An 11,989-nucleotide genomic window follows, 5' to 3' on the forward strand; every position below is an offset into this window, starting at 1 on the left:
ACGTGATGCTATTTTTTTCCACTAAAAAACCGCAGAAGAGAGTTCTCTTCCGCGGTTTAATGCACGACAAATAAGCCGTAATTGACACGAATTTTTTACTCCCAAAACGCTTACGGAGTTAGCTGTCGGATTCGGGTTATGGAAGTAACCCTACTCAGTTAAGAGATTCACCCCTAGTACATACGTACAAAATATTGGGTCCCCCGCTCATAATTGATTAAGCGTATCTTTGTTATTTAATTTTTAGACTTAATAATAGTTTTTACTGCTGCGTTTAAAACTTTGATTAACTAACGTAGACAAATAGCGGTTTGCTAGATCAAAAGATTGCTGATCGCACATGGCCCGATATTCAATCATTTGAATCATTTGCTTAGATAAATGCATCCTGACGCTCCTTTCACCTATATTTTGAAAGGAGCGTACTATCCGCTGTTATAGAAAACGACCACGATTACACCATCCTCTCTCTTAACGCTTACGAAGTTAGCTGACGGGTTCGGGTCAAGAAAGTAACCCTACTCAATTAAGAGATTCACCCCTGATAATTGGGTCCTCCGCTCTTTCCTTCTCTTTCAGAAAAGACTCAGCGTTTCACAGTGGAACGTTTCATGAGAGTAATCTTACTCCTGTTAAAATTTACTGTCAACAACATTTTTTGAAATTTTAAAAGCTTTATTTTTCTATGTTTATTCATTATTTTAAAATAATAGATTCAAAAAAAACGAACCACTAATCAAATACCTTGATCAATGGTTCGTTTTTCACTTTGGCTAACATACGTCTGTTTCAGCCTCTTTTTTAGCTCATTTTCTCAATTTCATTTACAAGAATTGAAATGGCATCCGTTTTTGTTGCTTCACGCATTGTACGCTTCATCGTACTTGCCTGCTGCTGAAGCTCATTTACTTCACGCAAAAACAGTTCTTTTGTTAACTGCTCTTCTTCTACAACCATACAGTAGCCTTTTTTCTTAAAGGATTGTGCATTTAAAATTTGATCTCCGCGACTCTGTGCTTTTGATAAAGGAATAATCATCATCGGTTTATGAAGAGCTAAAAACTCAAAAATGGCATTGGATCCGCCGCGTGTAATCACATAATCAGTTGCCGCTAGAACATCAGGAAGCTGTTCGTTTACGTATTCTAACTGACGGTATCCCGACTCTTTTTCAAGGCTTGTATCAATATTGCCTTTTCCGCAAAGGTGTACAATTTGGAATTTCTTTTGCAGTTCAGGCAAAGACTCTCGAACGATTTCATTAATACGGCGTGCTCCTAAACTTCCGCCCATAATCGTTAAAATGGGGCGCTTATCATAAAAGCGTAGCCAGCTTTCCCCGTTCGCTGCGCTTCCGCTAAATAGCTCTTTTCGAATAGGTGAACCAACAACCTGCACTTTTTCTTTTGGAAAGTAGTTTGCGGCTTCATCAAAAGAAGTGAAAATTTTAGTGGCAAATTTCTGCGCAATTTTATTTGCCAGTCCCGGTGTTAAATCACTTTCATGAATGAACACGGGAATGTTTAAAGATTTAGCAGCCATTACCACAGGAACTGTGACGAAACCGCCTTTTGAAAAAACAAGAGAAGGCTTTAACTTTTTCAGCACGCGACGTGCATCGCCAACCCCTTTTGCTACTCGAAATACATCTTTTACATTTTCCATATCTACGTATCGACGCAGCTTCCCGCTTGAAATCGCATGATATGGAACGTTTAATTTTGTAATTAATTCTTTCTCAATACCATTGTGAGAACCGACATAATGGATATCCCATTTTTCACTGTCTAATTCTTTCATGATGGCAATGTTTGGTGTTACGTGTCCAGCTGTTCCGCCTCCGGTAAAAACGATAACTTGCTTACTCATTTTTTCTTCCTCTCTTTACTTCACTTAATCGATCTGTTTTGACATCAATTTTTATCTGATCTTTTTAGCATGCAATCTGACATGTAAAACGATGGTTTTATTATAGCATTTTTCTTTTTACATATGTATGATAAGGCGTATAAAAGCATGCTATACTTTTCATAAGGAGTGATGATAATGAACAAATCTGTACCTGCAGTAAAAGGTGACACAGTGGATTCCGAAACGCGCTGTACGCACTATCATACGGATAAAGATATTATTGCAATAAAATTTTATTGCTGTCATACATATTATCCATGCTATCAATGTCATAACGCACATGCGGATCACGACATTAAAAGATGGCCAACATTTATGTTTAATGAAAAAGCTATTCTTTGCGGAGTATGTAAACATGAGCTCTCAATTAATGAATACTTAACCTGTAACTCGACTTGCCCTCACTGTCGTTCTTCTTTTAATCCTGGATGCAGCCTGCATGGACACATTTATTTTGAACAAAAAAGCTGAACAAAACATCGTTCAGCTTTTAAAATAATTGCTCATCTATATTTATAATGGAAGGAAGCAGACCTGGGAACAGTTCCTCAAGTTCTTCTAAACGCAAGGAATAATAGTGCTGCGTACCTTCTATACGTAGTTTGATAATTCCAGCTTCGCGAAGTACTTTAATATGATGTGATAGCGTTGATTTTGATACATTTAATTTTTGATAATACGAACAGGTCTGCTCCTTTCTTGTCGCTAAACACTGTACAATTCGCAGCCGGTTAGGATCACTCAATGCATGTAAAATAGGCGTTAATTTAATTTCAGATTTCGGTGGTTGATAAGGTTTTCTCATGCTTAAAATATAACACAGCTTCTTTTGTGTATCAATGTTCGATAACTTTCGAACTAAATTCCTTGCACTGTTATTTAATCGGTGTTATAGTTTCATTGTTCGATGATATTCGAACTTATCTTCATTTTAATCGTAAATTGAATGAAAGATTAAAAACAAAACAAATAATATAAAGCACCATCATTATTAAAGGAGGAATCATCCATGATTCATTTACAAGCTTCAATGAAAGTTAACCCAGCAAAAAGAGAAGAATTTTTAGAAAACGTACAAGAACTAATTAAGCATTCTTTACAAGAAGAAGGAAACAGCAACTATCAACTATTTGAAGATGCTTTTACACCTAACACATTTATGATGATTGAAGAGTGGAAAAGCGAAGAAGCAATTCAAGCACACAATAAATCAGCTCATTTCCAAAGTTTTGTAGCATTTGCTCAAACTGGCGTACTTGTAGCACCTTTAGATGTAAAAACATTACAAGGCTAAAAATAACTTCTTTGAAAGGATGACGCATCATGAATGAAGCAATTCGTACAATTCAAGATCATCGTTCTATCCGTCAATATACAGACGAAGCAGTAAGCGACGAGCATTTAGATACAATTATTCAATCTGCTCAGTCAGCCGCTTCTTCTATTAACGGACAGCAAGTAACTATTATTAGCGTCCAAGATAAAGAAAAGAAGAAAAAGCTTTCAGAGCTTGCAGGCAACCAAGCGTGGATTGACCAAGCTCCTCTATTTTTAATCTTTTGTGCAGATTTTAATCGTGCTAAGATTGCAGCTGAGCTTAACGATGCGCCTCTTGGCGTAACCGATGGACTTGAGTCAATTTTAGTGGGGGCAACCGATGCTGGAATTTCTTTAGAAGCAGCAACAGTTGCAGCAGAGTCACTCGGTTTAGGTACAGTACCAATCGGCGGAATTCGCAGAAAGCCACTAGAAGTCATTGAGCTCCTAGATTTACCGGAATACGTATTCCCAGTAAGCGGTCTTGTCGTTGGACATCCGGCAGATCATTCTGCGAAAAAGCCTCGATTGCCACAAGCTGCTGTGCACCATCGTGAAAGCTATAATCATGACTTAAAGTCATTGATTCAAGACTATGATGCTGAAATGGCAGAGTATATGAAAAAGAGAACAAACGGTGCAGATGACCGCAACTGGTCACAAACTGTATCCGCTATTTACAAAACCATTTATTATCCAGAAGTTCGAGCGATGCTTGAAAAACAAGGATTTAAATTCGAATGATCAAAAGCTGCGATGTTCATCGCAGCTTTTTTTATCTACTTTAACAGCGTCTTGAATAGACTAAAAGTAATACTCGATAAATGAGGTGTTTGGATGGAGTTTATTTTAATTTGTAATTTTCTTTTAGGTGCAACGGCAGCGTTTTTATTGATGCCGGCTTTTACAAAAAAGAACACCCTTCACGTGACTTTGCTGTCTCTCCTTTTCCTCCTTTCAATTGTTCCAACCTTTCTTCTCGCTAATCCACATATCGGCGTTTTACCTTGGGCTATTCGAGACGGTCTTTTATTGTTTTCCGCTTTCCTTTTCTTTTATCTAACCTTCACTTTAAGCAGATGGAAAACACTTTTGTTTTTTCTTCTCCTTTTACTGTCAATTGCTCCTCTTGCCTACGTCGTATATGATGACTTCACGCATACGTATATAGATGCCAATATCGGACTTGGCCTAGGCTTCTTATTGACGTGGCTCTTAACAACCTTGTACAATATTTTGGCTATTCTTCGATTTTTCCGTCAGAAATCTCAGTAAACACGTTAAAAGTTAACAAACAAACGAATAGTTGATTTTATTTAGTATACGCTAACAACTGCACAGTCCTTCTCTTTACATAAAGCTGTGTATACTAAAAAAGGAGTGATACTTGATGAAACGACTATTCGTAATGGTAGCAGTGATTGCCTTCTTGGCACTTAGCCGCATGTTAGTATTTGCCGCTGAAACACCTCCTGCTGCAGATGAGCGACCAGCTCAAAATGCAGAAGTTCGTATCGTTCATGCTTCACCGGATGCTCCAGCTGTAGACATTTTTGTGGATGACAAAGCTTTAGTAGAAGGAGCAAAGTTTAAAGATGTCTCCAACTCCCTGCCTTTGTCAGCTGGTTCTCATAAAGTAGAAGTATACGAAGCGAAGACAAAAGGAACAAAAGATTCCATCATCGAAGCTACTCTTGTTGTAGACGGTGGAAAATCGTATACAGTAGCCGCTGTAAATAAAGCCGAAAATCTTGAACTGCAGGCTTTCACGAATAATAAGCAAGGGATGGATGGAAAAGCAAGCTTACGTGTTGCTCATTTATCTCCTGATGCTCCTGCGGTAAACGTAGGTCCTAAAGGGGCTGCTCCTTTATTTAAAGATCTGTCTTTTAAAAGCATTTCAGGTTATCAAGTAGTAAATCCGGGTTCGTATGATTTATCTGTTTCCACAGCAGACGGAAAAGAAATACTAAATCTTCCTGGAACAAATCTTCAAAGCGGTAAAAACTATACGGTTCTCGCAGTAAATACTGCTGATAAGCTTGAGACCATTGTTTTACAAGATAATTAATTAAAAAAACGTCATTTCAATTGAAATGACGTTTTTTTATAGACTGCGCTGAATGAATTCTTCTTTTTTGTACTCATAGGTAGAAATATCGTTCCACAATCGTTTTGAAAGCTCGTATTTCATACCTTCATATTTTTTTCTAGCACGTTCGCTCGAGCGTAACTGCTCCCTGAAGTCAATTCGTTCATTCCAGTAAGGTGATTCACTGACCGTTACGTACACATGACTTCTTCTAGCATCATGTGGAATGAGCTTACGGGCATTTTTAGCTGTCATAATTGGAGGGTAGTGTGAAGCTGGAACGCCTTCTTTTAATAAGACGAACATCTCCTTTTCCGCTACGTATACGTGAGATTTATTTTTTAATATAGCGCGCACTTCATTTATGTCTTCTTCGCGTTTGACGCCGATTAAAATATCAACGATTGGTGAACCTGCCAATCCTGGAACGGACGTGCTTCCAATATGTTCGATGTCTACTGAAAAATCTTTTAGTGTATTAAGTAACGCTTCTTTTTCCATTTGATACAAAAGCGACCACTTTGTTTCATACTGAACAATCTTTCGCATATCAGTTTCCACCCTTTCACTTTTTTATACTGTACCATGTTTTAAAATAAAAAGAAAGAATTTTCTAACTATTTACTTTTTGTTTATGCTATGAGCTTTTCCATCGATATACCCAGGCTTTATATTATTTTATATATTTTTGTTATTTTTATTCTGAATGTTTCATAATTGTGGATGTTTCCTCCTCCAAAAGATAGATACTCTTTTATTTGCTATCTCTCCTCTATCATATTCACATTCAGCTGCTTTATACTATTTTACATTTTTTCTAGTATAAAACATGTCCTCAAAACATCGGTGAACAAAGGGCTAAAGACCTTTAAATGCCCTTAATATCCCTACATTTCACCTTTGATATAATTATATTTTACATTAATGTAAAATTTTATCGTTAAGGATGGCAGATAGTTCAAATTCATTATACAATTGAAATTCGACATATAGTATGATGGATAATATCGGCATTATGAGATAATAGTAGATTTAACTCAAAATTTTGGGCTATTTGCCGATATATGCTTTGTATACTAATTAACTTATGTTGAAATTTGTAATTTGCAAGGAGGAAAAAATGAATAAAAAACATGTCATGTACACAGCCGTTTCTTCTGTTCTTTTAAGCTCTTCATTGCTTTTGCATTCGATTGACGCAGATGCAGCTGAATCGGCCAAAGTAACTGCTACATCGTTAAATGTACGTGCAACGCCTAGTACAAGCGGCGCTATCGTTGGAAAAGTAACGAAGGGAAACACCGTTAATATAGTAGATGAAAGCAAGGGATGGGCTAAAATTACGTATAACGGTAAAGAAGCTTGGATTTCATCTCAATACATAAACAAAACACAAACAAACAGTACGTCTACGGCAAATTCGACATCCAAGTCAGCCGTTGTTAACGCCAGTTCATTAAATGTTCGCTCTTCTGCGAGCACAAGCGCGTCTATCGTGACGAACTTATCCCGAGGTTCGAAAGTAACGGTGGTAAAAGAAAGCGGATCTTGGTCACAGATTAAAACGGCAGCGGGTCAAACAGGCTGGGTAGCGAGTCAGTACCTACAAGCAGGCTCCGGTTCTTCTACACCGACTAGTAACTCGAGTTCTACGACATCCAAGTCAGCTGTTGTTAACGCTAGCTCATTAAATGTTCGCTCTTCTGCGAGCACAAGCGCATCGGTCGTGACGAACTTACCGCGCAATTCAAAAGTAACGGTGGTAAAAGAAAGCGGATCCTGGTCACAGATTAAAACAGCATCAGGTCAAACAGGCTGGGTAGCGAGTCAGTACCTACAAGCAGGCTCCGGTTCTTCTACACCGACTAGTAACTCGGGTTCTACAACATCCAAGTCAGCTGTTGTTAACGCTAGCTCATTAAACGTTCGCTCTTCTGCAAGCACAAGCGCGTCTATCGTGACGAACTTATCCCGGGGTTCCAAAGTAACGGCGGTAAAAGAGAGCGGATCCTGGTCACAGATTAAAACAGCATCAGGTCAAACAGGCTGGGTAGCAAGTCAGTATTTACAAGCTGATTCCGGACAGTCTTCACAAACAGCCCAGTCGATTCAAATTACAAAAGCTTCAAATTTACGCAGTCAGCCGAGCTTAAGCGCGGGCATTATCCGTGTAGCAAAAGCGGGCGAACGATTCAAAAAAGTAGGCGAAACGAATGACTGGGTGCAAATTCAGTACTCTGCAAGTCAAACAGCATGGGTGTCAAAAGGGTTAACAGCTGCAGCTGGTTCTACAACTTCAGCTAGTTTGCCTTCCCCATCTACTGCTTTAAAAGATAAAATTATTGTAGTAGACGCTGGACACGGCGGATATGATCCTGGTACTTCAGGCAAGTCATCGATTGAGAAAAAACTAGCGTTAACAACCGCAAAACTTGTGGCAAGCCGCTTAGCTAATTCGGGAGCAAATGTATTTATGACGCGTTCAAACGATACCTTTATTTCACTGAGCGGACGTGTGAACGTTAGTGAAGCAAAGCATGCAGATGCGTTTATCAGCATTCACTATAACGCTTCTACTTCATCTTCTGCAAACGGCATTGCGTCATTTTATTACAGTGAATCCAAAGATAAAGAATTAGCAAAATATATTCAAGAAAGCATGGCTGAAAATGCGCCTTCTATGAAGGATATGGGGGTTCGTTTTGGAGATTATTATGTTACTCGAGAAAACAACCAGCGTGCTGTACTTCTTGAATTAGGCTTTTTATCAAATGCTCACGATGAGCAAATTGTTTCTTCTAATGCGTATCAGCAGCAAATATCTACAGGTATTTATCAAGGAATTGCTCGATACTTTGCAGCTAATAAATAATAAAAGCCCTCATTATGAGGGCTTTTATACTACCAGCTTGCTTTTTTAACACCTGGGATTTGTCCTTTGTAGGCCAATTCCCTAAAAGCAATGCGTGACATTTCAAATTTTCTAAGATAGCCTCGAGGGCGACCGGTAACGCGGCAGCGATTATTTAAGCGCGTTGGTGAAGAATCTCTAGGCAATTTTTTTAACGCTTCGTAATCTCCTTTTTCCTTCAACTCTTGGCGCAATTGCGCATATTTCGCTACTATCTCTTGGCGCTTTTGTTCTTTTACAACTTTTGATTTTTTAGCCAAACTCTTTGTCATCCTTTCGCTTTATCAATTTTTTATTTGAAATACGTAATCATTACGATTTAATTATTTTGAGAAGGTTACTTTTTAAATTTAATCATATTTTCTTTATTCTTTCAACTTATTTACTCCTGCGCTTACATGTAGCCTCCCCTTACCCCCGGATTGCTGTATAAACATAAATAAAATTGTATGTCAAATGTAATTAATTCCTTCATCTCCTATATCATACAAAGAGCCCTACATATTCCATTTTTTAGGAGGATTTGTATTTACAGATAATATTTCAATAATATTACAGTTCATTTACATATTAATAACTTCGACAAATTTAGCGGTTATCTAGTATATAATCATCTTAGAAATTCCAAAAATAATATTTTGTGTACTCAATAAAATATAAAAGTAAAGGTGATTAAAAAATGAAATCGACTGGTATTGTAAGAAAAGTAGATGATTTAGGTCGTATCGTAATTCCGAAAGAGTTAAGACGTGTTCTTGAAATAGATGTAAAAGATCCTGTTGAAATTTTTGTCGAAACAGATCGAATTATTTTAAAGAAATATGAGCCGAACGGTGCTTGTGCGATTACTGGCGAAGTATCTTCTGACAATGTAACAATCGCAGATGGCAAATTAACTTTAAGCCGCGAAGGTATGGAGTTATTGCTTGAAGAGTTAAAACAACGTAATTTCTAATAAAAAGAAAAGCAGCTGCTCATATGCAGCTGTTTTTCTGTTTGATAAAGTTTTTTCTTCGCTTTCTGATTTTCAGATGATATACTCAGAAGCGAATACATAATAAAGGAGCCTTTTATCATGACAGTTGAACAAATTACTCATCACTTTTTAGCACATCGAAACGTAACTAATGAATTAATCAACAAAATTGAAGCAGGTCACTACGAATACAAGCCTGCCCCGACATCTATGTCCGCTTTTGACTTATCTACGCATATTTTAACATCCTTTTATGCATTTGCATCAGTGGTAAAATCCGGTGATTTATCTCCGCTTGGTCAAAAAGCTGATTTTAGCGGTAAGTCATTATCGGACCTTGCAGCTGAATATACGGAAAAAACAGTAGACGTATTACGCTCACTTAGCGAAGATGATTTAAACAAGACTATCGACGCAACTGCAGCGTTTGGAAGAAAGCTTGCCGGAAGACAGCTTTTACAAATGGCCATTGATCATGAAATTCATCATAAAGGAAATTTATACGTCTACGTACGTGAGATGGGTCATACAGACCTTCCTCTATTTGTTCAGTTCGGTTAATGGTTAGAAAATAGTTCGTGCTTGTAAGCGCCCAAGCTAGAAGTTTGGTGCGCTTTTTCTTTGGAGTTTTCGGCATAATAAGTAAGATATATGGTATAATTCTATCAATAACTTCATATCTACTATTCAAAGCTTGTTTCTTCTTATAAAACGATCGTTATCATCTTTTACAAAGGAGGAATCACTTCATGAGTCAAACTGTTAATCAACAAAAAATTGCTCAAGTGTATCATCTTCCGTTTGTTTCTTCATTTGGAGGAAGTGCTATGAACCTTCTTTCTCCTCAAGCTGGCGAACATATTTTAGATATTGGCTGTGGCACTGGCGAATTTATTTCGCAGCTCAATAAGCTTCATGTCCGTGCAACGGGCATCGATTGCTCTGAAAATATGATTGAACAGGCTCGTCATCAGTACCCGACTCTATCCTTTGAACAGTTAAACGCCCTTAACCTTCCTTATTACGAACAATTTGACGCAGTTTTTTCCAATGCAACTTTACACGACATCCGTCCCCCTCACCTTGTCATTAAAAATATTTACAATGCTTTAAAACCAAATGGCCGATTTGTAGCAGAATTTTGGGGAAAAGGAAACATGGACGAAATTTTCACAGAAATCATTCGTCAATTTAAAACGTTTGATATCCCTTATAACGATGTAGATTTCCCATGGTACTTCCCTTCTGTAGCTGAATATTCTTCTCTTTTGGAATCACAGAATTTTCAAGTCACCACGGCCATACACTACAGCCGGCCCCTCTTGTTAAAAGGGGAAAACGGCTTGCGTAATTGGCTCGAAACAAATGCAGCCCCTCTTTTTGCTCACGTGACGACAGAAACTAAAAATGTCCTCATTACGCGCTTAGAAAATCGAATGCAAGACAAACTATTTCAAAACGGATCTTGGCTAGCAGAAGCTAAACATATACGTGTACATGCTGTAAAACGAGATTAAAAAATGGACGTGATTCTATTCACGTCCATTTTCGTTAAAGTGCAGCCAATATCCTTTTCCCCGAATCACTTCGATTTCTAAATATGTTCCTATTTTTTTGCGAACCCGGTAAATCAGCGCATTCAGCTCTTCCGCTGCTACCAGAATTTCTCCATTTGACTCTACTCGTTCAGGCCAAACGCTTTTTTTTAATGCTTCTTTTGAAACAAATTGATTGTTATATTCTAGAAGGTAAGCTAAGCACGCGTATTCTTTATCTGACAGAATATACGTTTCCTCTTTTACTTTTACTTTCTGCAAAATTGGATCTAATGTGTAAAATGGCTTATTTATTTGTTTTAGCAAAGGTCCTAAATCGAGGGTTGCATCCATATCATCATTTCTAAATACTAAAGCTGCCTCCTCATTTGCTAAGGTAATGACATCCTGCTCTTTCAAGAAACGAGGGGTTCCAGGCTGTAACTCTTCTCCGTTTACTTTTGTCCCGTGTTTACTAAACAAGTCTGTAATGAAAAATGCATTGCTTTCGTACGTTACTTCAAAATGCTTGCGTGAAATGTAAGCACTTTGAAAGGCCAGATAAGGCTCCCATTCTTCACTGCTTCGTCCGATAATACAAGCTTTATCTTTTGGAATAGGCACGGAAGCTCCTTCATAAAAAGGAGCACCGTTCCGAATAATCAACATACCGTTCATTGTTTGTTCACACTCTTTTTTAAAATTTTCTGACTCTTATCATGTAATTATAACACTCACATTTATTGAGATTTCTTCCAACTTTGGATAACATCATAGTATAGTCAGTTATATGATAAAGGTTGTTGCCATGTAAGTAAACCTTTAGAGCAGTCCTTTTCTAACTGAAAAAATACGTATTCTTTGCCCTGCTGTAACGTGGATACAATTTTTTTGTAAAATAATTTGTTTTTTAGTAACTTTGACATATGTTCTCTCTTTTTAAAGCGGAGTAAAATAGGAAAATACGTGAAATATTTACATAATGGAGGAAGACCAATGGGACGTTTGCCAAAAGATAGAGAAATTCAAGCGATTAAACGACGCGTTGCACTGGTATTGTTAATTATTGGATCATTTATTTTAACAGGTGCTAGCTTTAGCGTTTATTGGTTTATGATGTTAAAAATATAAGATTTTTTTATAAAATAAAGAAAAAAGACATGGTTTTGTTGAATTGCCCCCTGTCAAGTAGACAGTGAAAATAATAAAAACAACACTAGACGGCTTTAGCCCTGAACTCGAGAGGG

The 11,989-nt window shown here is 37.5% G+C and carries 16 protein-coding genes and 2 riboswitches; of the genes, 10 read left to right on the forward strand and 6 right to left on the reverse strand.

From position 1 onward, the window contains the following. Positions 1-93 precede the first annotated feature (93 nt). A riboswitch (cyclic di-AMP (ydaO/yuaA leader) is annotated at positions 94-234 on the reverse strand. A 15-nt stretch (positions 235-249) separates the two neighbouring features. Both WKH56_RS21460 and WKH56_RS21465 read right to left on the reverse strand, forming a co-directional pair. Then, the gene (locus WKH56_RS21460) at positions 250-387 is read right to left on the reverse strand and encodes a hypothetical protein (RefSeq protein WP_155404449.1); all 138 of its coding nucleotides are present in this window, start codon (positions 385-387) and stop codon (positions 250-252) included. A gap of 72 nt (positions 388-459) precedes the next feature. Continuing rightward, positions 460-602, reverse strand: a riboswitch (cyclic di-AMP (ydaO/yuaA leader). Positions 603-801: 199 nt separating this feature from the next. Beyond that, on the reverse strand, positions 802-1,869 hold the full coding sequence (locus tag WKH56_RS21465; protein ID WP_029714620.1) for an undecaprenyldiphospho-muramoylpentapeptide beta-N-acetylglucosaminyltransferase: 1,068 nt from the start codon (positions 1,867-1,869) through the stop codon (positions 802-804). Between the two features lie 177 nt (positions 1,870-2,046). Here WKH56_RS21465 and WKH56_RS21470 point away from each other — a divergent pair, with 177 nt between their 5' ends. Then, positions 2,047-2,382 carry a CHY zinc finger protein gene (locus WKH56_RS21470; protein WP_176343832.1) on the forward strand — a complete coding sequence of 112 codons (336 nt, stop codon included), beginning with the start codon at positions 2,047-2,049 and terminating at the stop codon, positions 2,380-2,382. 19 nt (positions 2,383-2,401) lie between these two features. Here the strand turns inward: WKH56_RS21470 and WKH56_RS21475 are convergent, their stop codons facing one another. Next, positions 2,402-2,716, reverse strand: a complete 315-nt coding sequence (locus WKH56_RS21475; protein WP_013083811.1) for an ArsR/SmtB family transcription factor — start codon at positions 2,714-2,716, stop codon at positions 2,402-2,404. A 204-nt stretch (positions 2,717-2,920) separates the two neighbouring features. On the opposite strand from WKH56_RS21475, the gene WKH56_RS21480 reads away from it, so the two are divergent. The 4 genes from WKH56_RS21480 to WKH56_RS21495 all read left to right on the forward strand — a co-directional run bounded on the left by WKH56_RS21480 (position 2,921) and on the right by WKH56_RS21495 (position 5,299). Continuing rightward, complete coding sequence (locus WKH56_RS21480; protein ID WP_013057729.1) at positions 2,921-3,205, forward strand: putative quinol monooxygenase; 285 nt, start codon at positions 2,921-2,923, stop codon at positions 3,203-3,205. Between the two features lie 29 nt (positions 3,206-3,234). After that, positions 3,235-3,972, forward strand: coding sequence for an oxygen-insensitive NADPH nitroreductase (nfsA, locus tag WKH56_RS21485; RefSeq protein WP_016764733.1), 738 nt, complete (start codon positions 3,235-3,237; stop codon positions 3,970-3,972). Positions 3,973-4,065: 93 nt separating this feature from the next. After that, positions 4,066-4,503: a hypothetical protein gene (locus WKH56_RS21490; RefSeq protein ID WP_310883928.1), complete on the forward strand. Its 438-nt coding sequence runs from the start codon at positions 4,066-4,068 to the stop codon at positions 4,501-4,503. Positions 4,504-4,618: 115 nt separating this feature from the next. Beyond that, complete coding sequence (locus WKH56_RS21495) at positions 4,619-5,299, forward strand: DUF4397 domain-containing protein (protein WP_221832625.1); 681 nt, start codon at positions 4,619-4,621, stop codon at positions 5,297-5,299. A gap of 36 nt (positions 5,300-5,335) precedes the next feature. Here the strand turns inward: WKH56_RS21495 and WKH56_RS21500 are convergent, their stop codons facing one another. Then, a complete protein-coding gene (locus WKH56_RS21500) occupies positions 5,336-5,869 on the reverse strand; it encodes a GrpB family protein (RefSeq protein ID WP_310883929.1) in 534 nt (177 codons plus the stop codon). Positions 5,870-6,440: 571 nt separating this feature from the next. On the opposite strand from WKH56_RS21500, the gene WKH56_RS21505 reads away from it, so the two are divergent. Then, entirely contained in the window at positions 6,441-8,192 is a 1,752-nt protein-coding gene (locus WKH56_RS21505; protein WP_310883930.1) for an N-acetylmuramoyl-L-alanine amidase family protein, read from the forward strand. 29 nt (positions 8,193-8,221) lie between these two features. On the opposite strand, the gene rpsN is transcribed toward WKH56_RS21505, so the two are convergent. Next, positions 8,222-8,491, reverse strand: coding sequence for a 30S ribosomal protein S14 (gene rpsN / locus WKH56_RS21510; RefSeq protein WP_028414364.1), 270 nt, complete (start codon positions 8,489-8,491; stop codon positions 8,222-8,224). A 419-nt stretch (positions 8,492-8,910) separates the two neighbouring features. Here rpsN and WKH56_RS21515 point away from each other — a divergent pair, with 419 nt between their 5' ends. The 3 genes from WKH56_RS21515 (at position 8,911) to WKH56_RS21525 (ending at position 10,724) form a co-directional block, all read left to right on the forward strand. After that, positions 8,911-9,186: an AbrB/MazE/SpoVT family DNA-binding domain-containing protein gene (locus WKH56_RS21515; RefSeq protein WP_013057736.1), complete on the forward strand. Its 276-nt coding sequence runs from the start codon at positions 8,911-8,913 to the stop codon at positions 9,184-9,186. A gap of 120 nt (positions 9,187-9,306) precedes the next feature. After that, the gene (locus WKH56_RS21520) at positions 9,307-9,768 is read left to right on the forward strand and encodes a DinB family protein (protein WP_048018983.1); all 462 of its coding nucleotides are present in this window, start codon (positions 9,307-9,309) and stop codon (positions 9,766-9,768) included. 188 nt (positions 9,769-9,956) lie between these two features. Beyond that, positions 9,957-10,724: a class I SAM-dependent methyltransferase gene (locus WKH56_RS21525; RefSeq protein WP_028414366.1), complete on the forward strand. Its 768-nt coding sequence runs from the start codon at positions 9,957-9,959 to the stop codon at positions 10,722-10,724. 15 nt (positions 10,725-10,739) lie between these two features. On the opposite strand, the gene WKH56_RS21530 is transcribed toward WKH56_RS21525, so the two are convergent. Beyond that, positions 10,740-11,420 carry an FHA domain-containing protein gene (locus tag WKH56_RS21530; protein ID WP_033580601.1) on the reverse strand — a complete coding sequence of 227 codons (681 nt, stop codon included), beginning with the start codon at positions 11,418-11,420 and terminating at the stop codon, positions 10,740-10,742. 318 nt (positions 11,421-11,738) lie between these two features. Between WKH56_RS21530 and WKH56_RS21535 the strand changes: the two genes are divergently transcribed. Next, a complete protein-coding gene (locus tag WKH56_RS21535) occupies positions 11,739-11,873 on the forward strand; it encodes a hypothetical protein (protein ID WP_255219782.1) in 135 nt (44 codons plus the stop codon). Positions 11,874-11,989 lie beyond the last annotated feature (116 nt).

The sequence above is a fragment of the Priestia sp. SB1 genome (assembly GCF_038898415.1).